The 24,739-nt window shown below is 43.1% G+C and carries 18 protein-coding genes; 2 read left to right on the forward strand and 16 right to left on the reverse strand.

What is annotated here, in order from left to right; translation table 11 throughout:
- Positions 1–4: 4 nt before the first annotated feature.
- Positions 5–211: a hypothetical protein gene (locus ACFGVR_RS06680; RefSeq protein ID WP_448701942.1), complete on the reverse strand. Its 207-nt coding sequence runs from the start codon at positions 209–211 to the stop codon at positions 5–7.
- A complete protein-coding gene (locus ACFGVR_RS06685; RefSeq protein ID WP_448701943.1) occupies positions 211–1,134 on the reverse strand; it encodes a CPBP family intramembrane glutamic endopeptidase in 924 nt (307 codons plus the stop codon). Before ACFGVR_RS06685 ends, ACFGVR_RS06680 begins: the two co-directional genes overlap by 1 nt.
- A gap of 41 nt (positions 1,135–1,175) precedes the next feature.
- Here ACFGVR_RS06685 and dusB point away from each other — a divergent pair, with 41 nt between their 5' ends.
- Together dusB and apaG are read left to right on the forward strand one after the other, a co-directional pair.
- A complete protein-coding gene (gene dusB / locus ACFGVR_RS06690; protein ID WP_448701944.1) occupies positions 1,176–2,168 on the forward strand; it encodes a tRNA dihydrouridine synthase DusB in 993 nt (330 codons plus the stop codon).
- Positions 2,169–2,296: 128 nt separating this feature from the next.
- Complete coding sequence (apaG, locus tag ACFGVR_RS06695; RefSeq protein ID WP_448701945.1) at positions 2,297–2,683, forward strand: Co2+/Mg2+ efflux protein ApaG; 387 nt, start codon at positions 2,297–2,299, stop codon at positions 2,681–2,683.
- Between the two features lie 668 nt (positions 2,684–3,351).
- Here apaG and ACFGVR_RS06700 read toward each other — a convergent pair.
- The 14 genes from ACFGVR_RS06700 to ACFGVR_RS06765 form a co-directional block, all read right to left on the reverse strand.
- The gene (locus tag ACFGVR_RS06700) at positions 3,352–4,002 is read right to left on the reverse strand and encodes a hypothetical protein (protein WP_448701946.1); all 651 of its coding nucleotides are present in this window, start codon (positions 4,000–4,002) and stop codon (positions 3,352–3,354) included.
- Positions 4,003–4,204: 202 nt separating this feature from the next.
- Positions 4,205–5,386, reverse strand: a complete 1,182-nt coding sequence (locus ACFGVR_RS06705) for a hypothetical protein (protein WP_448701947.1) — start codon at positions 5,384–5,386, stop codon at positions 4,205–4,207.
- Positions 5,387–5,528: 142 nt separating this feature from the next.
- Positions 5,529–8,081: a hypothetical protein gene (locus ACFGVR_RS06710; protein ID WP_448701948.1), complete on the reverse strand. Its 2,553-nt coding sequence runs from the start codon at positions 8,079–8,081 to the stop codon at positions 5,529–5,531.
- Between the two features lie 4 nt (positions 8,082–8,085).
- Positions 8,086–9,147 carry an AAA family ATPase gene (locus ACFGVR_RS06715; RefSeq protein ID WP_448701949.1) on the reverse strand — a complete coding sequence of 354 codons (1,062 nt, stop codon included), beginning with the start codon at positions 9,145–9,147 and terminating at the stop codon, positions 8,086–8,088.
- 4 nt (positions 9,148–9,151) lie between these two features.
- Positions 9,152–10,351 (reverse strand): DUF4062 domain-containing protein, encoded by a 1,200-nt coding sequence (locus ACFGVR_RS06720; protein WP_448701950.1) that lies wholly within the window; start codon positions 10,349–10,351, stop codon positions 9,152–9,154.
- Between the two features lie 181 nt (positions 10,352–10,532).
- Positions 10,533–12,776 (reverse strand): catalase/peroxidase HPI, encoded by a 2,244-nt coding sequence (katG, locus tag ACFGVR_RS06725; RefSeq protein WP_448701951.1) that lies wholly within the window; start codon positions 12,774–12,776, stop codon positions 10,533–10,535.
- A 218-nt stretch (positions 12,777–12,994) separates the two neighbouring features.
- Entirely contained in the window at positions 12,995–13,825 is an 831-nt protein-coding gene (locus ACFGVR_RS06730; RefSeq protein ID WP_448701953.1) for a formylglycine-generating enzyme family protein, read from the reverse strand.
- Between the two features lie 105 nt (positions 13,826–13,930).
- Positions 13,931–14,680 (reverse strand): glycoside hydrolase family 11 protein, encoded by a 750-nt coding sequence (locus ACFGVR_RS06735; RefSeq protein WP_448701955.1) that lies wholly within the window; start codon positions 14,678–14,680, stop codon positions 13,931–13,933.
- Positions 14,681–15,127: 447 nt separating this feature from the next.
- Positions 15,128–17,689 carry a phosphocholine-specific phospholipase C gene (locus tag ACFGVR_RS06740; RefSeq protein ID WP_448701956.1) on the reverse strand — a complete coding sequence of 854 codons (2,562 nt, stop codon included), beginning with the start codon at positions 17,687–17,689 and terminating at the stop codon, positions 15,128–15,130.
- A gap of 149 nt (positions 17,690–17,838) precedes the next feature.
- Positions 17,839–20,268, reverse strand: coding sequence for a TonB-dependent receptor domain-containing protein (locus tag ACFGVR_RS06745; RefSeq protein WP_448701957.1), 2,430 nt, complete (start codon positions 20,266–20,268; stop codon positions 17,839–17,841).
- 4 nt (positions 20,269–20,272) lie between these two features.
- The gene (locus ACFGVR_RS06750) at positions 20,273–21,637 is read right to left on the reverse strand and encodes an HTTM domain-containing protein (RefSeq protein WP_448701958.1); all 1,365 of its coding nucleotides are present in this window, start codon (positions 21,635–21,637) and stop codon (positions 20,273–20,275) included.
- A gap of 2 nt (positions 21,638–21,639) precedes the next feature.
- Positions 21,640–22,752: an imelysin family protein gene (locus tag ACFGVR_RS06755; protein ID WP_448701959.1), complete on the reverse strand. Its 1,113-nt coding sequence runs from the start codon at positions 22,750–22,752 to the stop codon at positions 21,640–21,642.
- Positions 22,753–22,828: 76 nt separating this feature from the next.
- Positions 22,829–23,908, reverse strand: a complete 1,080-nt coding sequence (locus ACFGVR_RS06760; RefSeq protein WP_448701960.1) for a DUF4856 domain-containing protein — start codon at positions 23,906–23,908, stop codon at positions 22,829–22,831.
- 99 nt (positions 23,909–24,007) lie between these two features.
- On the reverse strand, positions 24,008–24,646 hold the full coding sequence (locus ACFGVR_RS06765) for a response regulator transcription factor (protein WP_448701962.1): 639 nt from the start codon (positions 24,644–24,646) through the stop codon (positions 24,008–24,010).
- Positions 24,647–24,739: the final 93 nt, after the last annotated feature.

A 24,739-nucleotide genomic window follows, 5' to 3' on the forward strand; every position in this document is an offset into this window, starting at 1 on the left:
AAACTTACGTTTGGTTCAGGATGATAATTTCAATGGCTTTACTAAAATCTTCCTGGTGTATATACACATCAATATTGCCAAAATTGCGGTGCGATGAGTCTTGCCTGTTAATTAATACGCTGGTGATCTGATTTTCAATAAGCATTTGCTTCACAATTTCTGATTGATAGAAGTTAGTGGAAGTAAATATCCTGATCCAATCTTTTTCCATTACACCGGCAACGCTTTTTTGGATTGTGCAATATTACGATAAACTATCAGCAAAAATACAGTTAATACCAAGCTGAATATATATCCAAAGTAATTAAATACATGCTGATCATCGGGGTTAAGCTTGATCAACTTTTGCTGAAACAAATAAGTTACAATTACAGCCGAGCCATTGTTGATAAAATGCGCCCATACTGCCGGCCAGATGCTGCCGCTCCAGGTTACAAAATAACCAAAAAACACGCCCAGCATCAGCCGGGGAAAAAAGCCAAAAAACTGCAGGTGGAAAGCGCTGAACAATGCTGCCGCTATCCAAACGCCCCAATGCTGGCTTTTGGTCCAGCGGGTAAAAATGGTTTGTACGCAGCCACGAAACAAAAACTCTTCGGCAATGGCGGTTAACAAGCCAATCACCAGCAAGTCGAACAGCATAGCGCCAATGCTGTTCATTTTTAGCAGTAACTGGGTTTCTTTAAGGGCCTGGTCTTCGCTGTGGCGCATCCAATCGTAAAGGCCCTGCAAAAAGTGCGGGAATTTCATTTGCTGATTGAGGTTGACCAATAACTCCATTACCGGCGATGAAATGAACATTACAGCCAAAACCATCAGAAACAATACCGGTTTTGACGGGAAGGCTGCTTTTAAATAGTCACCAGGTTCTGTCACGATATATTTTGCGAAAATAACGGGCGCTAAGAATAACGGGATGGTTGTGCTGGTGAGCTGTAATATCCAAATGCCGTTGATAACCCCGGGGTAGGCTGTGTTAAAAGTAGTGATGTGTCCAATAGTTTTTGAGCCATAAGCTAAATAAACTATCCCAAAACCGAGTGCCCCACCGGCTACGAAGAAAGCGACGAATATACCGGCAAGCATTAAAAATTGAACACTTGGATGAAGGGTACCGACTTGCTTTTCTTTCATATGAGTTAAATTTTGTACTTTTGCAGCGTTTAAAGATAGTCATGTCTGTTCAAATAGGAAATATTGATTTAGGGAATTTTCCGCTGTTGCTTGCGCCGATGGAGGATGTAAGTGATCCGCCGTTTCGTTACGTGTGCAAACAAAACGGCGCCGACATGATGTATACCGAGTTTATCTCGTCGGAAGGGTTGATACGCGATGCTGCAAAAAGCAGGGCCAAGCTCGATATATTTGAGTATGAGCGCCCTATCGGCATCCAGATTTTCGGCAGCGATATTGAAAGCATGCGCAAAGCTACCGAAATAGCTACGCTGGCCAACCCCGACCTGATGGACATTAATTATGGCTGCCCGGTAAAAAATGTAGCCTGCCGTGGTGCAGGTGCCAGCCTTTTGCAGGATATTGACAAAATGGTAGCCATGACCAAGGCTGTTGTTGAAGCCACACACCTGCCCGTTACCGTTAAAACCCGTTTGGGCTGGGACGACAATACCAAAAACGTGTACGAAGTTGCAGAGCGCCTGCAGGACGTGGGGATCAAAGCCTTAACCATACATGGCCGCACCCGTGCGCAAATGTATAAAGGCGTTGCCGACTGGAGCCTGATACGTGATATTAAGAAAAACCCGAGGATACAGATACCCATTTTTGGCAACGGAGACATCGACTCGCCCGAAAAAGCTGCCAATTGGCGCATGGAATATGGCGTTGATGGCATGATGATCGGCAGGGCCTCGATAGGTAACCCCTGGATATTCCGCGAGATCAAACATTTTTTTGCCACCGGCGAGCACCTGGAAAAACCTACCATTGCCGAGCGCGTTGACAATTGCCGTATCCACCTGGAAAAATCGATTGAGTGGAAAGGACCCAAAACCGGCGTTTTTGAAATGCGCAGGCACTATTCGAACTACTTTAAGGGTTTGGATAATTTTAAAGAATTCAGGATGAAACTGGTTTCGACCGAAAACATCGATGAATTATATGACCTTTTACAGACCATTAGCGAAAAATTTTCGTTAGAGATGGCGTAGTTATTGATAACTGTTTTTCTGTATTTAGTTAACGAAGGAAATTTTATTGATTTATAACCATTTTGTTAGGTGGTTTATAAACAATTAGATTTTTTTTTATTTATGTTTGAATTGAAAGTTATACCATTATGGTTAATACAATTACAGATGGAGTTAAGGTTTCGGTAGAAACCGTTTACCAGCCGGAATACTCAAACCCGGCGAACGATCATTTTATGTTTGCCTACAAGATCAACATCGAGAATGTGGGCAGTAATACCGTGCAGTTATTGCGCCGCCATTGGACGATATTTGACTCGAACGGTACCAAGCGCGAAGTGGAAGGCGAAGGCGTTGTTGGCGTGCAGCCAATTATTGAGCCCGGCCACTCACACGAGTATGTATCGGGCTGTAACCTAAAAACCGATACCGGCAGCATGAAAGGCGAATACCAGATGCTGCGTTTGGTTGATAACAGTGTGTTTGATGTAGCGATACCGGAATTTTATTTAATAGCGCCGTATAAGTTGAATTAAAGAATACTTAGATAAATAAACGAAGCCCTGTTGTGATAAACGACGGGGCTTTTTGTTTGTAGGGATTGTTGTTTTGCGCGATACAATCGCTGAACCATGTTAAGCGCTCGTTGCAAACGAGCGCAAGAGGAGACTTTTATAATGGATAATATGTCTTAACCACCTTGAGGAGTTGAGTACCTTTTCTTGAACCTAAGTACTTTTTTTAAATTAATTTGGGCGTTGCCTACGGCCGCGCTTTCCGCTCATACTGCACAGGCCTTAGCCACGGGGCCGGTATCCGCTGCAATCGCTAACGCAAAACGAACAATAAGCTTGCGTTTTTGCATAATTATGGCTATATTGTATGGTTAGGCGCGACGCTTAAAAGCCTGAAGTAAAGAAGCTGAAGGGCTGAAATATTTCTTACAATTTCCCCCTGTGAACAGAGGCAAGAATCAAGAGTCAGGAATCAAGACTAAAACAATGGTGAAATATTCTTACAATTTCCCCCCTGTTTAAGAATCAAGACAAAACAATTTTTGGAAATACCCGTATGTTCAGCCGCGGTTATGGGGTGAAGATCAATAAGATTTGACAACTTTTTAAAGGTTGCCAAATCCGGATATTATGGAAATACCGAAGAATACCTATGTCCCCGGTATTTTGGCTGCAAAAAGGTGAATTTATTATCCCCTGATCTGTTGAATCACCGACTTCATTTGTTCGGCATATTTTATGTATTTAGTGAACTGATCGGGGCTTAATATCTTCTTCAGTTCTGTGAGCTTATCGGCAGAAGCTGATTGTAATGCCTGGGCCGCTCCCATTTTCTGGAATTTGCTGGTGGTTTGTTTCAGATCGCCCATATCACCTGCCATTTGCTGAGCCGATTTTAGGTTTACACTATAAACCTTAGGCACCTGGTCGGGCGATAGCCCCAGCTGCGCTGTCATTACTTTGGTTTGCAGGTCGGCTAATTGCTGTGCTTTATGGTCCTTGTACAACTTTTGCTGTTCGGGTGTAAGTATCGCTTTTAAGGAAGTATTTCTTTGTTTCATTATGCCAACTACCTGTTGTGCAAGTGCCTTACCGTGTAGCGATGTATCTTTTTGGGCTTTGGCATCTAACTGAACAAGTGATGCAGCCGCTGTTTTGTTAAAACCTGCAGCCTGGCTTTTTTGCTGATCGGTTAATTTAAGATAAGCAAGGCTATCCATCATTATATGGGCAAGTTTGTCTGCGGTGGTTTGTGCAACGGCTTTGTTAAAAGAAAGCAGCATACTTGCCAGTAAAAAGCATGTTGCAATGGCGGTGAATTTTAATTTTTGAATTTTCATGATCGTGATGATTTATGGTTAAGCATGAAATTGATCGGTGATACAAATTAAAAGCATCGGCCACGTGAAAACCGACTATGCTCCCGGCAATGAGTTGCAGTTTTAAAAATGGAACGCGATTTAATAAAGCACGGGTATTACCCAATGCGGTAAGCATAGCGGATACCCGCAAGCGCTGTGCAGTAACGCCCGTATTTTATAGCTACGCTTGTTTTTCGGGAAATTTAAAGCCTAAGTAAGTACCGGCGGTAATGCCCTGAACAGCCAGCATGGTTGATGAGAAATCGGGCATGGTTAATGATGACCAGACCGAATAAATAAACACAACACCGAGCACGATGGTCCAGGTGAACATTTGTAACCGGTGAAAATTATAGCCGTTAACATCGGTTAAAATATCCAGCAAAAAGCCTTTTGTTTTTGGCTGCAGTGTTTTTAAATGGCGTTCGATATTTTTGGTGATCTGTTGATTAAGGTTTTCGTTAAATAAAATATCACCGGCTGTTGCAGGGCCCGGAGGATCAAGGGCCCTTAAATTACTCAACGTGGCTAATACGGTGTTTTGCTGCTGCTGTAATTCGATAATTTGCTTAATGCTTTCGTCGCTTTTATTAGCGTCGATAACTATTGCACCCAGAGCCGTGGCGCCGCTTATGCCTATTAAACCAAGTATGCCGGGGGTGATGAGATCGTAATTATCGGTAATGAGCCAGATAAATAAAAACGAAATCAGAACAATGGAAAACCAAAAAGCCATCTGCACTTTACCAAGGCTGTATGTTGTGAGCGTGCCGGGTTGTTCGGTGATATTTAAGGCGCTCAGATCAACGCCGGGGTTGCGTAATAAGTTGGATTTTTTACCGCAATAAATAAGGATGATAAAGTATACCAGCAACCCGGCATCGCAGGCGTAAAACCACTCTTCTTCAATGCGTATAAAATCTATTTTGGCTACGCTGTTTTCTGCGTACGATTTATCGAAACCAATGCTTACCTCCATAGGGCGTACAAAAAAAGTACGCGCATTGGGCGAGCCCAGTAACTCGGTCCAGGTAGCATCGTTAGCTTTGTTGCGTTCCAGTTTAAACTGTAATTCGCCCTCGTCATTCTTAGGTTCGCCTACAATGGCAGGCAGGGCATCAAGCTGGCGGCCGTCTAAAAACAGTCGCACCTCGTGATTGGCGCCGCCCGCAACATTAATTTTATTAACCAGGTTTTGGAAACCCTTTACCCGTACCACTAAAATATCAAACAGCTCAACCCGGGTTTCTTTAGTTCCCAGTTTGTAAGCAGCTACGACCTTGATTTCCGAACTGTCTTTAGGAGTGGCCGCCCTTAAAGTGATTGATAATAAAATAAGGGCGAGGGTGAGTAGTTTTTTCATGGCGACAAAGTGATAAGCGGTTTACCTGTTTAAAGATATGATTTTGAACAGGATATCGGTTAATACTAATATATTATAACACTTATAATTGACATTATTTACTTACAGTGGTTGACAATATTTTATCCGGAGATCATTATTGTTAACGTTTAAAACTATCACTCGGGCTTAGGTCTAACTGACAATCAGGCTGATCAAAAACCACCCAATATTGATCGCAATTGAGCGGTACCTGGTTTATAAATTTTTGGTTTAAAATATCGATCTCTATTTTACCGGTTTTTTTGTGCTGTTTATAAAAATCAGTTACCGGGAAAGAAAAATCGTAACAAAAACGACCAGGAGAAACATTGGCATTTTGGGATATGAAAGGATGGCGCTGTATCACGAAAGGATCATAAGTTTCGGTTTCGGTAGTATCACCCCTTTCATAGATAACTTTAAACGGACCAGGCCCTTTTTTATTGAATGTGTTTTGTTTTAGTACGGCTTCAAAAATACTATCGGCCTGAATACTAATTCTTACCATCGGGGGGGCTGGGGCATCTGTTATAAATGCAACCCTTTTATTAACGCCGGTTACTATGAGGTCTTTTTGGAAATTATATACGATGATATGCAGCAAAACAAAGTTTATCAACAAGCATAATAATAATTGCAGCAAACGGTCAAAACTGAAGTATGTCCTGAAGATGCTGTTTCTTTCAGTTATATAGTTGTTCAGGTTTACAGGGCCGGCGGCATGTGTAAGAGACTTTACCGGGGTGTTCCATTCCTGCTTGTCGTTTTTTACATAAACTTCAAATGCGGTATCTGCAATGTGCCCGTTTTGCCATAATGATAAAAAGGTATCCGCATCATCTTCAAATGCCTTAAACTCAACCGGGTTGTTGGCATACAGCATGAATTTGTTGGAATAGCTTTCAATCGCTTTTTCTTTATAGGCCACGCTGTTTTTGTTGAGCAGCAAATCCGAATGGTTGAGCATTTTGAGCATTGCTTTTCTTGCCAGCAATTCATTTTCAACAGACAGTTCTTTTAGCAGCGATATCCTGGTACCGGTTGGGAAAACGCCATCCTTCATCCATTCTATCCTGAATAGTTTGAGCAGGTTGGAATAATTGAGTTTAAACAAAACATCTTTATGGCTCAAAAGCTTAGTGCCTATCTCGATCACTATCTCCCACCTGATGCGGTGGTACACTGCTGTGGCACAAACCCATTGAAAAAGGTCATCATCTCCGAGATACTTCTTCAATTGCTGTACATCCTCAAAATCAACCCGGCTGCAGCTATACACCTGGTGTTCACGCCGGATATCTGCCGCCCTTCTTTCGCCGGTTATAACCTGCAAAAGCAATAGCCAGCCTTCAAGATCGGCAGGTATAATGTGAAAGGTTTTACTGAGGGTTTGTTCCTTTGATTTCCAATCGAGCGAGGGGATAGGTGTAACCAAAACCCGGTTTTCCCATTTTCTGAACTCGGTTTCTTTATTCTTTTCAATTAACGGTAAGCCGCTATTTAGAAACCGGTGGCCATTACTGATGATGATCAATACGCATTCGCTATACAATTGCGCTACATGGTCCCAGGTTAAGGAAGAAGAAGATCCGTGGAAATAAAGCTGATCAGTATCTGCATAAAAATAACAACAGGTTAGCTTAATATTTTCGCGGGTAAATATCTTGACCAGGTAATTAAAAAGCTGTATCTGCTGGTCAAAGGGGCCATCGCCATCTATTACAATAAGATATTCGCGATCCTGGGCCTTTTGGCTAAAAGCAGGTGTAAAAAGGCCATAATTACTGATCGTGTTATTGATCGTTTTTGGAATATCAAGATGGTATGTTTCGTTTTCAACTTTATCCTTAAGCCGCCTGTAAGTTTTAATTAAAGATGGTTCTTCATAAATAAAGCTTTCTTTACATGGAAACGGAATATCGAGCGGCGCTGTATAGTCGCCGGAGCTTAGCACCGCTTCCTTTTTGGTTAATAGCTCTTTCCGCTTATTTACAGCAAAAAAATAGGCAATAAAAAAAACAATAAAAGTAAGTGCACCCGATAAGACCGCCACTGGCAACGGATTGACATGCTTGCCGGCATTTATCCTGTTATCCAAATCTCTGTCGGGCATTGAAACAACGGTAACCCGGATAGGGCAGCCAGTCAGCACAGCAGTTTTCTCGGCAGGTCTGCCGTTTTGGCGCGGGGCTGGGGTGTTGTTAACCCGATTAAGAAATGGGTCGATGTTAACATTGGCTGTAGTATCAGACTTTTTAGGTTTAACATCGTGGGTTTGACGATGGCTCCTTATTACTGCATACACAATGATCAATACCAAAACAGCTACTACAATTGCAGAAACCCTCAGTATATAATTTTTATGCAGGTCTTTTTTGGCGATTTTTTGGGGTGAGGGGGTAATCTGATCGCTAACCTTCTGGCTGTTTAACCATTCGTCGTAAATTTCATAAAACAACTCTTGTTCTTCCCCGCTTTTTGATACTATCGGACTTAAATAAAACTTGAGTTTTTCTAAATCCGGGAAAGCGTTAAACAGGGCTATAAACTCTGCAATGGCGGTCGCATCAATAACAAAACCCTTTTTTTTAAGCGCCTTTATTAAACCGAGAAACAAAAGTTCGGTTACGGTACGGGCACCCGGTGAGTTTTTATTATTAGAAATTGCGGGCATATAGCTAATAGCTTTTCAAAAACAACTGGATGTCTTCTTTCCGTTTTAATAAAATAGATAGGTATTTTAAAACAGGAGAGCCGGAAATGATCGAACCATCGTTTGCAAGCAACGGTTCGCGAAGCATATTCACTTCCTCATGGAGCACTCTTACCCAGTCAATAAATTCGGCCGTAGATGGTTTTTTGTATAGGTTTTCGTTGGAGCGGATAGTTAAAAACTCTTTTGCTTTTGATAATACATATTGATATTCGTGCTGATCAAAATTGAGGCGTTGCATCACAATTTTTGAAAGCTCCTCATCCGTTGGAAAAGGTATGTGGTAGTAAACGCATCTTCTTAAAAAAGCTTCGGGAAGGCTTTTTTCTAAATTGCTGGTCATAATAATGATCAGATTTTTACGCTGGCTTTCATTTAGTTTAATAACTTTATTGATCTCTTTTATTTCAAATGTATACCGGTCCAGTTCATTTAAAAGATCGTTTGAAAAGTCACGCGGCGCTTTATCGATCTCGTCTATCAATACCACGGCACCATATCCAAAAGGTGCAACACCACACTTTTTAAAAAGAGAATGAAACTGCCCTGCCGAGTCTAAACCGGTAGCATGTGCAAAAGCGAGCCCTAAGGCCTTCAATTCAATAAAATCAACCGTTGTTTTAGCCGATTGCACATCCGAAGCAATAATGCCGGCAGTACGGCTGACGGTGTTTCCGGGCATCATAGCCGCATCATTATCAATAGTCTCTTCCTGTGCTACTACCGTTACGTTTGATAAGATCTGGTTCTCCCTGAAATGGCTCACCGCATCATAATAGTACAGCAAGTCGGTTGCCACGCTTGAAGACTTGGTATTGTAAACCAATGGTTCGCCATAAAACCCCTTCGGCTCCAATGTTTTTGCAACCCATCTGGCAAAAGTGGTTTTGCCTGTTCCCGGTTCGCCCGAGATCAGCAAAGGCTTTTTTAAAGCATAGGCAACTTCCAGCGCTTTAACAAGATCAGGGATGGGGATATATTTCTCCGGGCTGTCGTTAAAATAAATATCCTTTAATTTAATATCCATTGTGTTAACTTATTATGTTATATAGTTCATCCATTTTATCATAAAGCTCATCCATGTTGTACTGGGTCTTTTTATCAAATAAATAATCCTGTACTTTATTTATGCTAACATTTTGATCTGTTACGTACTCTTTTAACCAGGTTTCTATTTCATCGCAGCCAATTAACGGCAAGGGGTCAAGCACGGTTATTGCTTTATGACGTAAGCTTTTAATTAAACTCTCGTCAATAGCGTCTTCATTAGGAAATATAACTGCCAAGATTAAAAAGGCCTTAAATTTTAACTCTTTACAAGCCTGGTCAAACTCTTCCCATAATCGTTTAATCATGTGAAGCGTCTTTTTGTCCGACGCATCGTTTTTATCCATATAAAAATGGACAAAAAGATTATTCACTTTTTTGGCTGTGAGCGTTTTGAGGCATTCTGTTATATTCGACGGTATGGGGTCAGTAGGTGCTATGAACTTGGCCGAAAGGTGTGTAATGAACCGGAGTCTTTGTGATTCAAAGTTATTAGACGACCCGAGTATATAACCCGGTTTTATGTATTGAAGATATTCTTTTCCAAGGCCTATTTCATACTTCGCAATGCGGTCGGCAAAATATGCCGGTTTGTCGTGATTTTTACAAAGTATAATGTAAGTGCTCAGTTGATCGGGATGCAAAGAACTTCTAAAGCCGAGATATTGCGGATAGCGATCGCATTTAAGCTTAACATTGTCCTGCAAATCCCATTTCTGATCCGAAGGCCGGTATAGCGCTAACAGCAGCTGACTTACAAAATGATCGGGGCTACGAAATTTCAAGTAGGAGTTTTCATTGGTAACAAGGTTTTTAAAACTTTCGTAACCAACGGCGCTATCCCCCGCAATATTGGCTAAATCATTTGAAGTATCATCGGCAACTAAAACAATCACCAGCTTATCACCTTCTTTAGCTCTTAAGTATTCATTATGGGTGTATGATAACCCGGTCCCGCTTTCAATGGTGCCATAGCTATTTCCTATGATCAAAATATAAATATCGCAATCATCTACGTTTTGAAGACATTCTGTTAAAATAGGCTGTTTTGAGCCCGGCATCATATATTCCATTATCCGTACCAGGGCAAAATAGTCCAGCAGGAATTGGATCGCTTCTATCGCCTTTTGGCGATAAGCGGCCAGATCACGAAATGTAGAAGAAATGTATATCTTTTTTTTCACAGATCACTCTCCGCTTAATTGATATGATGATGATTTTGATAAATACCCTACGCTAAAAAATAAATGTATTTATTAATAATGACTTTAGCAAATGGCAGATAAACGATATAATATTAAGAATAAGGCCCCTAACTAAAGTCGGGGGCCTGATATAATATGCTTCATGAAAAACCGATCACGGTCAGTTCAGGTCAAACCGATCGAGGTTCATTACCTTGGTCCAGGCTGCAATAAAATCATGTATAAACTTGTCTTGAGCATCTGCGCAGGCGTATACTTCGGCAATGGCCCTTAATTCGGAGTTGGAGCCAAAGATGAGATCGACACGAGAGCCGGTCCATTTGATCTCGCCCGAACTCCTATCCGAACCGGCAAATATCTTTTGCGCATCCGAAGTAGCCTTCCAGGCGGTCGACAGATCAAGCAGGTTCACAAAGAAATCGTTGGTAAGCGTTTCCGGGCGTTTGGTAAATACACCATGCTGCGACTGATCGAAGTTGGTGTTCAATACGCGCAAGCCGCCTATCAATACGGTCATTTCGGGGGCAGTGAGGGTTAATAGCTGTGCCTTATCAACCAGCATTGCTTCTGCCGGACTGGTGTGCTGGGCGTTTATATAGTTGCGGAACCCATCTGCACCCGATTCCATTACTTCGAACGATTCTACATCGGTTTGCTCCTGCGACGCATCGGTACGGCCGGGTGTAAAAGGTACGGTTACCTGGTGGCCCGCATTTTTCGCCGCCTGTTCAATACCTGCGCTTCCACCAAGCACGATCAGATCGGCAAGAGAAACCTGTTTGCCGGATTGAGTGCTGTTAAATTCATTGCGGATACTTTCAAGCACTGATAACACTTTTGCCAGTTGGGCCGGGTTATTCACTTCCCAATCCTTTTGCGGTGCAAGCCGGATGCGTGCGCCATTAGCCCCGCCGCGTTTGTCGGAGCCGCGGAAAGTTGATGCCGATGCCCATGCGGTTGATACCAGTTGAGCAACAGTTAATCCCGAAGCTAATATTTTACCTTTCAATGCGGCAATATCATTACCGTCGATCAGCTGATAGCTAACTGCCGGGATAGGATCTTGCCAGATCAATTCTTCGGCCGGAACATCCGGGCCAAGGTAACGCGCACGCGGGCCCATATCGCGGTGGGTAAGCTTAAACCAGGCACGCGAAAATGCATCGGCAAATTCAGCAGGGTTTTCAAAAAAGTGCCTTGAGATCTTTTCGTAAGCCGGGTCGACTCTCAAAGCAATATCCGATGTCAGCATAAACGGCGCATGGCGTTTTTGGGGATCATATGCATCGGGTATAGTATTGGCACCGGCATTATCTTTAGGTTTCCATTGATGCGCTCCGCCCGGGCCTTTAGTTAGTTCCCATTCGTAGCCAAAAAGGTTTTCAAAGTAATTGTTGCTCCATTTAGTTGGCGTGGTTGTCCAGGCCCCCTCTATACCGCTGGTAATGGTATCACCTGCTTTACCGGTACCAAAGCTGTTTCGCCAGCCCATGCCCTGCTCTTCAATACCCGCTCCAGCAGGTTCGTGCCCAACATGCGGCCCCGGCTCGGCAGCACCATGGGTTTTGCCGAAAGTGTGCCCCCCGGCAATCAATGCAACGGTTTCTTCGTCGTTCATCGCCATACGACCAAAAGTTTCGCGGATATCGCGGGCAGAAGCCAGTGGATCGGGATTACCGTTTGGCCCTTCGGGGTTCACGTATATTAAACCCATTTGCACGGCGGCCAAAGGGTTTTCCAGTTCCCGGTCGCCGGTATAACGGCTGTCGGCCAGCCATTCTTTTTCCGAACCCCAGTAAATATCTTCGGCTGCTTCCCAAACATCGGCGCGCCCACCGCCAAAACCAAAGGGCTTCAACCCCATCGATTCTATAGCGCAGTTGCCTGTAAGGATCATCAGATCGGCCCAGGATATTTTTTTACCGTATTTTTGTTTAATGGGCCAAAGCAGTAAACGCGCTTTATCCAGATTGGCATTATCGGGCCAGCTGTTAAGCGGGGCAAAGCGTTGTGTACCAAAGCCCGCACCTCCACGGCCGTCCGAAACACGGTAAGTACCTGCACTATGCCATGCCATCCTGATAAAGAACGGCCCGTAATGCCCGTAGTCGGCCGGCCACCACTCCTGCGAATCAGTCATCAGGTCAAAAATATCTTTCTTTAAAGCTTCCAGATCGAGGCTCTTAAATTCATCGGCATAATCAAAACCTTCATCCATTGGGTTTGACAGCGACGAATGCTGGCGCAGGATGTTGAGCTTAAGCTGATTTGGCCACCAGTCGCGGTTACGGGTTCCGGCACCTGCGCTTTGTTTTAATGCGCCATTTAAAAAGGGACATTTAGCTGCGCTGCTCGGATCGTTAAGATCGGCCAACTTGGTTGTGTGATCTGTATGATTTTCCATATTGATTATAGATTTATTGGATTGGCTATATTCAAATTTAAGAAAAATCTATATGGTGATAGCGGGTGCGCTATCTTATTTTTTGATTGGGTATAGATGAAATCTATATTATGGAATGTTTATAATAGTTTAAGTTGATGAGAGGGAAATAGCTTTAATTATTCATCTATCCAGCATAATTAAAGGGGTAAAAAAGGATTGATTTATCCGGGTATTCCTTACTCGCTCCGACATATGCGCAAACCCTGGTCGGGCCCCTTGCCGCTCGCTTCATAAGCAGCCAGGTATGATGACACGCAGCAAAAGTCGCCGCCAAGCCAGCCGCCGCCCGCCCAGATTCGCCCTTCAGCATCATCTGTTCCTTTGCCTGGGTGTCTATCCCAGCACCACTCCCTTACATTACCCGACATATCGTAAAGCCCTAACTCGTTTGGTTTTTTGCTACCTACAGGTTTTGTTTTATTGTGATTATTTACCAGCACAGCCCACGACCATGATCCCGATAAATATTTATCACCCGAGTTTTTCCAATACCAGGCCACTTCGTCTATATTATCGCTTCCGCTGTACAGGTAGTTTTTACTCAACTGGCCGCCGCCTGCTGCATAATCCCACTCGGCATTTGTGGGCAACCTGTAGCCGTTCGCTCCCTGGTTAATGGTCACTGTCCATCTTATGGTATCAATATTGTTCTTAACGTCGCGGTCTTTTTTATTTTTATCAATGTTGTAATATGGTTTTAAGCCATCTTTTATACTCCTTTTATTGCAGTAGTCAATACAATCATACCAGTTCACCATTTCTACAGGCAAGTTATCGCCCTTAAATTTAGAAGGGTTATTTTTCATCACATCGGCCCACTCCTTTTGTGTTACCTCATATTTGCCTACATACAGGTCAGGTATAGTGCCTGGTTTGTCGTAATACTTGGATCTGGTATTTACAAAGGCTCCGCCTTTAACCAACACAAAACCATCGGGCGTTTTTTGCGAGCAGGAGCTGACAACGGCTGCAATGGCCGTTAACAGGAGGAAGAATAATTTTTTCATGGAGATGTTAAGCAGGCAATAATTACAGGCCGGCACGGCCCGTGGTTTTGAATATAAACCGGCGGCTGTTTAGCCACCGGTTTTAAAAATGTTAAATAATTAAATCTACCACACTGTTGCGTTTATAGATCCGCTTTTACCGCCGTATGCTTCCAAAGCAAATATTTCCAAATTATAGCTACCAAACCCTTGTCCGCCATGGCTCTTCCAGTTATTAATGTGATTTGCCATAGTCACAGTATGGTTTGCGCCCTTGCTTGAGCCACCCCAGTTATCTAAATATTGCCAAAATGTAGCGGTGCCCTGGATGGATGGTTGGTTTACCTGCTGGTGTTTGTAAAAATTGTAATTGTGGCCATCGCTACTTATGGTGTTTATTACCGAACCCGTAGCAACAGAACCAAATTCGGTAACGTAGTATTCTATAAGCGGACTTGTTGTCCACCCATAGATGCCGACATTATTGTAGCTGCCGCTAAGCGCACCAACGTTGTAGCCCCTGGTTCCGGCCGAGCCTGGGTTATAGCCTTTGCCAACCACCACATCGCCCACATTGCTGTAAGTAGATGAGAAATTGCCCGCCGAACCCTGGGTTATACTTGCCGACCCGGTAGTAAAATAACATTGCCAAAAAAAGCCGCCACTTGTACCGGAAGACTCTATCCGGTTACCATCGTCCTGTACGTAACCACTCGAGGTGTGCCAGGTAACAGGTTGATCGGCTACCAGCTCCGGCTCTGCGGCACTTTCTTTTTTACAGCCTGTAAACATTGTTGAAGTTGCAAGAGCGGCAATAATTGCCGCTCCAAAAGTAACCTTTCTGGCTACTTCCGGCAGGAAGTTGTTTTTTCTCATAAGAATTGGTTTGTAATTAGTTAATCAAATGTAAATAAGCATTTTGAAAAAAGCAATCGATTGCAATAAATAAATTAAATAATATATCATTTTAGATAAAATTAATGTCAAGCTCGCCTATTATGTGCTAATAATCTATAATATAGCATTCGTTTAAATGAGTAAATATTCTGAAAATGTAGCCTTTTATAGCATTTTGTAATAAAAGAAACAACCGATGCGGAAAATAATAAAGCACTATAAATAACTTTAGCTATTTTTTATAAATAATGCAATCGATATCTATATAAGTCGCTACTGATTGCGGCAAGCAGTAAAACCGCTCCTGCTGGACCGAAAAGATCATGAATTGCGCTTGGCAAAAATGGAGATATAAGCAAACAGGAGTAATTGACATTACTCCTGTGGTGATTGTGATTAGAAAATAGTTGATGGTATTCTCAGTCTTTAAACCAGGCCACCCATCAGCGGATCTGTTTTGCCTGGCCGACCTGTTTCTACCCGGCCGGCAAAACGCGCCTCAAAATAGGAATAGCCATTTAGTTTAACGCAGAAATTATACCAGTTATGCGAAGCATCCAGTTTTAACACCAGGCTGACATCACTTGTTGCATCCACTGCTTTGGTTAGCCCGTTTACTTTATAGCTATCTGTTAAAGTGATGGTGTGTTTACGCTTATCTGTATTTTCTATCCGTATTATTACATTCCCGGTAAGGTGGCCTTTATTTGATGGGCCGTGCTCATAAAAACAATAGATGTTTACAGGTGGATTGCCGCTATTTCCTTTAACCTCCCGGTAAAAACCATTAGGGCCATATACCTGCAGGTGGTAGTGTTCGTTTTCAAATTCGTGAAGCGGCCAGCTGTCTGACAGCTTATCACCGGCAGCTACACCATAAGACCACGTGCGTACCGGACTCAATAAATTTTGACCATCAGCATTAGCCTGCAGGTAATTACCCGGTGCATAAACATGAAATGGAGAACCTGACGTTTTTTTACCGAATACTTCGGTATGGTTATCAAATGTAATTTCAAACAGTTTTTTATCTGCATTATACTTACCATCCACACATAATTGGTAGGGCAGCGCACATGCCGGTTTTATACCGGTTTCCTGCTTAGGCATGTATGGCGACAGGTGTGGGTTTTGGTTAAGTTGTGCGATCTCATCAGCGGTAAGCAACTTATAATTATCAGGCAGCTTTTTAAATTTTGCTTTATGGATGCCTTTTACAAATGTGTCTTTTATTACCGGTGCAGGTTTGGGTATCTCTTCGCCGTTATATGGCCTGAATGACGAAGTAAGGTCGCCGCAGATCATTCGCCGCCAATCGCTGATATTAGGCTCAGTAATTGTTTTACCTGTTTTATTGCTTAAAAACTTTTCTAAGAATTGCAAAGTAGAGGTATGGTCAAACACTTCCGAATTTACCCAGCCGCCCTTGCTCCACGGCGAAGCAATGACCAGGGGTACACGATAACCTAATCCAATAGAACTTTCTTTCTCAAAAGGTTCCGGGAAACCCTTCCTGGCCTGCTCTTGTTCAAGCGTTACAAACTCAGCCCGGGTATCAATGCCTTTAGAAACCTGCCCCGTACCTGTTTTATGAGAATGGGGCGCAACAAAAGGCGGAACATGGTCAAAATAGCCGTCATTTTCATCATAGGCTAAAATGAATATCGTTTTTTTCCAAACATCCGGGTTTTCAGTCAGGATATCCAGAACTTCTGACACATACCAGGCGCCATACCAGGCCGAGGTAGGATGATCCGAAAAGTTTTCGGGAGCCGAGATCCACGAAACCGTTGGCAGCTTACCTGCGCGTGTATCTGCCCTAAACTGGTGCAATACATCGCCTGCGGGTACTTTTAACTTTCTTTCGGTGCCGTTATCATCGTATGTCAGATCTACTGTTTTGCGGTAGTCAGGATCGTTCTTATTATTATCAAAAGCCCTGCGGTGTATGCTTTTTTGTTTGTCTGATAATTTTTCGGCCATTTCCGGTGTCCATACGCTTCGCTCCTTGTGTACGGCGTCCAGCTCGTTCTGCAGTCTTTTAAGCTGACTTGTTAAACGATCAGTATCTGCATCACCGGAAGGTAATGCTGCTATTTTTGCTTTAAGTTCATTGATCTTTACAGGAAGTTCAACCGATCTTTTTTGCAGATGGGCCGTGTGCGATTCATGCAGGTGAATATGATATTGTGCAAAAAACTCCAGCGGATTATCCTGAAAATTAGATAGCCACGCATCTTCTTCTCCAATAAAACCCGAGTCAATGGCTACTTCGTTCTGATAACATTTCCATGAAATGCCGTTATCCTCCAGTCGCTCGGGGAAAGTAGTCCAATCAAGGGTGCCATAATCCATGTCGTCGTTCCACACATGGGCCTTTGAGTTTTCGTTTTGCTCCTTACGGATGGTGCCTGTCCAAAAATACAGGCGGTTGGGATTAGTGCCTGTCAGCGCCGAGCAGAAGTTCTGATCGCATACGGTAAAGGCATCGGCTAAAGCATAATAAAAAGGAATATCCTCGCGGGTATGGTAGCCCAATGTTAAGGGCATATTGGCAAACTGGGGGTTGCTGTTGCGTTCAACATTTAACCATTGGTCGTATTTCCCTTCATTACGGGCGTTAACCTGGTTACTCCACGAATGTGGCAGCGAGTGCATCCAGGTAGCCTTGGTATTTTTAATATCAAGGCGGAACGGTGCATAGGTTTCGCCTTTTGAGTTTGATTGCATCCAAACCTTATTTTTGTTTGGCTGGGTAATTACATGCGGGTCGTTAAAACCCCTTACTCCCCTTAGCGCGCCAAAACAATGATCAAAAGACCGGTTTTCCTGCATCAGGATAACAACGTGCTCAGCATCCATAAAGGTGCTCCCGGCTGCAGGGCTAATAGCCATGGCTTTTTGAATGGCAGCCGGTAAAAAGTTACTCATACCGGCGGCGCCGGTTAATAATGCTGCTTTTTTTAAGAAATCTCTGCGGTTTTCCATAGTTACTAATCTCTTTTTAAAAAATTAGTCCTGCATTAATAAAAAGTTATGAAGTGATTAATCTTTAAGTCGTTTTTAATCCGATGGCAAGATAGGCTTAATAGCCAACAAAAAAGCCCTTCTTTTGAAAGGGCTCTGTATAGGTCATATTAAAGTTTAAACTGTAATGTCAGGAAATAGCTCCGGGCATCGGCAGGTATAATACCCGGCCCGGGATAGCTTTCGGCTCGTCGGGTAAAGTACCGGGCGTCGGCCAGGTTATTGATGGACCCTTCGAGTGTAAATAACCGGCTTAGCTTATAGCTGGCCGAAAGATCCATCACCGTATAGGTCGGGATAATACCAACAATGGCATTGGGTGCAGCTATTTTAGCATTGGTTGCATCGCCAAACTGCTCACTGGTATAGGCTGCCTGGTAAGTTGCCGATAGCTTTTTATGGCGGTAGGTGAGCCCCGTTTTAAAAATAACATCCGGTGCAAACTCTACTTTATTGTTGTCGTAAGCGTGGTTTTTGGTTGTAGTATAAGAAGCATCTATGAGCGCTAAATTTGAAAAAACGGATAGCCTGGTATCTGATGGGTCTTTATTGACCAAATGCAAAAGCTCCAACTCTGCAAATGATTCCATCCCCCAGCTTATTGACTGGCCAATGTTTGTGCGGTAACGAAAGGTATTGTAACTGGCATCGCTTGATTCTACGCTGCCTATGCGGTTATCATAATGGATGGCAAATAAGCTTACGTCATAATTAAACACATCGGTAATATTTCCCCGCATACCGATATCGGCCGAATAGCCGGTCTCATCTTTCAGGTTCGGGTCAACCTGTAAACCTTTAACGCTCGAGTTAAGATCGTTAAAGTTAATGGCACGGTAGTTTTGCGATACGTTACCATAGAACTGCATAGCCTCGTTTTGGTAATAACTAAGGCCGATACCGCCGATAACGAAATGCCTGGTACTGTTTTTATTATCCACGCTGTCTTTCCTGAAGATAACATTGCCTGCCATATCGGTATTAACCAAAACAAAAGAACCGTTAGCCCTGGTGATAATGTTTTCGAACCGCACACCCGGAATAATGCTGAATTTGGGCGTGATGCGGAATATGTTTTCAGCAAAAAATGCTACGTTATAGTTAGGGAAAACATAATGCGAGTAGGCGTTTGTGTCGGCAGACGATGAACCATAGGTAAAATCAGCGTCCGACCCATTACTACCCAGGCCTTGCTGCCGGTCGGTATGGCCCTTGTAGTATCTCAATCCAACTAACAGGTTTTGTGGATTGCTGCCGAGCTTATAGGTATATAACAGCCGGCTTTCGTTTCCGTAGTTGGTGTATTGATCTACAAACAGATTACGGTCACCGCCGATATCCGAATGGTTAATATATTCTAAATTACCTACAGCGTCCCTTGCCGCAGATAAAACAAAGAAACGCGAATTGAATTTGAGGTTATCAGCTATTTTATAATCTAATATAACTGCGCCCAGATTCCAGTTAACCTTAAACCAGTTACGCGCCCGTATAGATTGGTGCGGATCAGTTTTAAACTCATCATCGGTAAGGCCGCCCGGCTGATGAGCCAGATAGTCCATAAAAGTATATTGTACGGTAACTGCCAGCTGTGTATTAAATGAGTAAGTAACACCGGCATATGCGGTATTGACATTAAAGTTTGAGTTTGGCCGCCAGCCATCGCCTTGTTTGTGCTGGTATAACGCGTAGTATTTAACTTTATCAACTGTGCCGCCAACGCTGTTGGTGAAGTTTAAAAACCCCCATGAGCCTGCCGTTGTGCGCGAGGTAAGCTCGAAGGGTTTATCCGCCGGGCCTTCCTTTAATTTAAAGTTGATGATACCGCCAAACTGTGTGCCGTACTGTAAAGAGGAGGCACCACGTAATATTTCAATACGATCAGTTAACTCGGCAGCAGGCGTATAATAGCTTTCGGGATACCCTAAAGCATCGGCGCTAATATCGTACCCGTTTTGGCGGGTATTAAAATTGGTTACCCGGTTAGGGTTAAGTCCGCGCCCGCCAATACCTAATTGTATGCCTGCACCATCGTTTTCCCATATATTTAAACCTGATATCTTGCCATAAATTTGCCGGGTAGTGTTTGCGCCTTTATTAGCCACTATATCGTCAAGCACAATAACCTCGCTTTTTTTACCGGCATTAATGGCTGTTCCCTCAACCGACCGTAAACGCGTAATGCCAAAACCATTTCCACTACCGGCCTGTATGGTTACATCCTTAAGCTGCCTGTCGGCACTGGCTAAAATAATGTGCATCACCACATCGCTGGTAACTTTCACGCTGCGGTTTGTTTCTTTATAACCTATTGCGCTTATGGTAATCGTGTAGTTTCCTGGTTGTACATCCTTCAAAATAAAGTTCCCTGCGGTATCACAGGCCATTGAGTAACGGGTGTTGTTTACAACCACTGTTGCGCCTGCCAGGCCATTTCCGTTAACGTTTTTTACGCTTCCGCTGATGGAAAATGTTTGTGCCGATGCCGTTAACGAAGTTATAGAAAGCAGTATGGTTATTAATATAAAAGCTCTTTTCATGATATTATTTATTAAATGGAATGATCCATTTTTTGTGCCCGAAGGTATCCTGCTCATGAGCAAGATTTACGGTACTGTCGATATATAAGCGGCTGCCGCTGCCGTTAAGAGTTACGTAACTCTCAACTGTTACGGCAGGGTCTTTAATGCCTTTTTTCTGATATTCTTCAGCAAGGAAATGAGCGAACTGCAGGATCATGTCCGGCTGAGTGCTCATTTGTGTTTCCTGGAACTGGGTAAGGTATTGCGAATTGACGATTTCACTTTTTCGGCCTGTTGCCGGATCGGTTACATGAAAGAAAGCCGTACCGCCTTTTTCCATCAGCATTACGCGCCACGAAAAGCGATAGCCTTCTTCCGTCCAGTACAATTTATCGGGGTACATCAGATAACGAAACGGCAATATCAGCTGAAGAATAAAATGTACCATTAATACCGTGTACATTACCTTACGGCGATTTACAGAAAGCGTATAATCACGATCGGAAGTAACAACCGGCTTTTTTATGCCGATCAGTTTTCTGAGATAGCCGATCATCCGGATATGGGTTTTCTCTGAAAAGAAAATGATCGTCACCATGATCATGATATAGGGGAACATCCCGATCTTAAAGAACCAGCCTGTAAACAAATGGAAAACAACTACTGCAATGTATGCCAGCTTGCGGGTTGATGTATTGAAAAGTAAAAATCCGATTAACAGATCGAACAATGCACCAAACCAGCTGAATACGTATGCTATCCATAACCTGGTCAATAAACCACCGATCAAAAATAACTGGCTGTTGGCGGGCAGCCAGATGCGTAAGGGCATGGCAGCAAAGAGCCAGTCGTAATTTAATTTGGCAACACCGGCAAAAAAATAAACCAGTATCAGCTGCAGCTTAAATATATTGATCGTCCAGGCGGGCACCTGTGTTGTACGCAGGGCCGGGTTTAGCAAAACATCAATCGAAAAATACCGGTTAGCCGGAACCAGTATCATTAAAAAAGACATTACACTGATGAGGTAGTAATGGTTTAAATAAGTGGTTTGGTCTATCAGTTCAACGTAAGTAAAACCAACAAAAAAAATAACCGTAGCGGCCCTGTAAAAAAGACCGGCCATAATACATACTGCGGCGGCAATAAGCAGGATAAATAAGGCATACATCCCCGTTGCACCAAGGGGTTTAACCCAGCCAAACCCGTAAAATGTAAAATGGAACAACGGTTTAATGTAAAAAGCATCGACCCACCCTTTTAATAAAAAGCGGATCGTGCTGATCAGCATCATCAGGCCGAATGCTATCCTTAAAACAGTAAGCGGCGCAATATGTACGTTCCCGTTTAGCAGGGAATTATATTTTTCCCGCACTATAGTATGCATGTTTAGTCTCCGTCGTTATCTCCGTAGGTAATTAAAATTCCTAATGATGAAGTTGCATCCGTTTTTAAAAGCACGGTTAATTTTTGCAACTCGGTATAGGCAGCTGTTACGGTAGCCGGACTGCTGATAATTTGTGCCGAAAGCGGGTCGGTTAGTGTTTGCAGTTTAGCTATGGCTGCTGTAAACTGTGCCTTGATCGCATCATTTAACGAGCCGCCGTTATATTTGGCATTGGCCTGCACCAGGTAATCATCAAAACCTAAACCATCGCCATTGCTGCTTTTACCTAAGTAACTATTTTGAATGGCCTGGATGTGCAACAACACCAACTGCACCGAAATTTTAGAATAATAAGCTTGTACTTTTTGCGGGTAAGTTGTACCCATTGATTGTGTACCGGCTGGAATACCTACCTCAAAGTTTTTAAGAACCTCATAGTCATATACCAACTGGTTCAATAATTGCCCTACCGAACTGCTTACATCGGTTCCGTCGGCATTGATAAAAGTGGTTTTATAAGCGGTCCATCCGCTTAAAACGGTTGAAGCATTGGTTTTTAGCTCTGCAGATAATGCGGCCAGATAGGTTTTTCTTTTGGCGGCATTTGCATCGGTAGTGTATAATGCCAGTATAGCGGTATTATCGGCCCCGTTAAATAACAGGTAATCAAGCGCGGGGAAGCCTTTGGCTGCCAGGTTGGCCAACAATGCCGGGTTATAAGTGCCCGATGAAACATTGCTGTTGATCTGGCTAACATCAGCAGGGTAAGTATTGGTATTTACCCGAAGTTGCGCTTGTGCGGCTGGTCCAAACTCAAATATTGAGGTAGACTGCCATTGTTTGTACGCCGTTTGAAAAGCTGTTTGCAGCGCCGTAAGGTTTGCAGCATTTGGCGTGGTGTTAAATGTAGTTACCGCAGCATCAAGACTTGCAGTTACAGTGGCATATGATGTGTAGGCCGGTATAATGATATTGGTGCTCATGTTGGTTAGCATGGTTTTACGGTCGAAAGTGGAACCGGTGCTGCCGTTATCATCGCTACCCGATTTTTTACATGACTGGATAAGTACAATTGCAAATGCGGCTGTTAAAGCCAGTAAGATAATTTTACGCATGATGGTATTTTTATAGTAAAACCATCCGCACGATTTAAGCGCGGATGGTTCAGGTTTAATGTTATTTATTTACTGTTTACAAAATGTCTTTCACTGCATCAAAACCATAAGGGCTTGCTACTGCATCCCTGAGGGCGTTAAGCTGGGTAAGTGTAAGGTCGTATAAACTAACCGGGAACATCCCTAACAAGTTATTGTATTGTGTATCGGTTAAAGTACGTTTAGGGTTATATTTTATAGCGTATACAAATCCGTACATTTCGGACATGCGGCTATTACGGGCGATGTTATCGCTTATTGATGCCTTAGCTTCCTGTACTTCCTGCAAAGCACCGGCAGCGTTAAGCTTGTTAAAAACATCAAGGATGATAGCAGCCTGCTCGGTAATGGTTTTGCTGTCTTTGTGGCTGATAGCTGCACGGCCTTTCAGGAAAGCGCCCATTAAAATTTTGTTGGCCTTGTATCCTGAGTCAACCTGTGAAGTATAGCTGCCCCAAAATTTAGCACCGGTTTTAGTGGTCGGGAAATCGATAGGTACACCCCAGTAGCCAAAAGCCATATCCCAGGCGTGCTCCATTGCGGTTGAACCGTTAACTACAGTTGTATTATCATAACCAGAGATATTGCTCATAATGGTAACTTCCTGGTAAGTAATAAAACCGCCCATTGCAGCTTTATTAATTACTTGTGCATAGTTTACCCCTAAACCGGATAAGGCATATTTAGACGTTGGTGAAGCCGAACTTGCACCCACACCCTGCACGCCACGGCTGGCAGTAGTACCGGCAGCTGCAACTTTTACCAGGCTGTCAATAAAGCTGATAACATCAGTTTTAAAAGCAGGAGCAAACTGATCATTTAACTGGATGCCTGATGTATTGTAGGCAGCAGTAGTAAACGGTGCACCGGTGTTGGTTAACATGTTTTTAATTCTTGGCCCGTCAATAGCACCGGATGTTGCTAACCTGGTAAGGTTACCTATTTCTGTAAGCATACCCAAACGGGTTGTGGCGTCGGCAAAATTTGCGTTGGCAAAATTATAGGTAGTCGGCACATCATACGTAGGAGTTGTATCATCGTTCGACGACTTCTTGCACGCTGCTGCAAAAAATAATACGGCAAATAATGTACAAAGTATAGGAAGAGATTTTTTCATAATATAATATATAGTGTTGTGTATAAATTTATTTCGGTACAAAAGTAGGCGCTGAGTGAGTAGGGGACAATACCCCCTTGGGGGTAATTTATAATTGGTCTAAATAAATCTATCTTGCTGGATCAACAAAGCGAGCTCGGTTGTATTTTTAAAAGTAAATCCCAATTTTTTGATAATGTTTTTGCGATGAGTCTTGATGGTATGAACGCTGAGGAATAGCTTTTCGGCAATTTCTTTGTTGGTCATTCCTTCGGCTATCAGGCGAATAAGTTCTGTTTCGCGTGAAGAAAGAAGATGAAAGGCATTATGCTCTTTTTCGGGAAGTAGTTTATTACCGAAAAGTGTTTCGAACGTAGCTTTACAAAAAAACTGCTCGCCTTTAGCTGCAGTATAGATGGCATGTATTAATTCTTCGCGGCTGCACTCCTTAAATACGATGTTTTTTATGCCTGCATTTGTTATTTCAAGCACCTTATTCCGGCTTTGCCTGTTTGTGAGCACCAAAATGCGGGTAAAATCAAACCGTGATACAATTTCTTTTAAATCTGCTATGGTAAAGCGATGGTTATAATCAGGATCGATAATGATAACCTCAGGCCTGATCTTTATGAGCATTTGTTCCAATTCGGCAGCGTGACGGGCGTTTCCTGCGATATGAATGTCAATCATACCGGAGATCATTGATGTTACCCCTTCGTTGGTGAGCCGCTGATTATCTGCCAGAAGAACCTTGATCATTATTTAGTCTTATTCTAAACAAAGGTATAAAAAAGTTGCTAATGACTAATTTCTAGACAAAATCAAAAAAAATCACTCCAGCATTTGCGTAGT

The sequence above is a fragment of the Mucilaginibacter aureus genome (assembly GCF_053514885.1).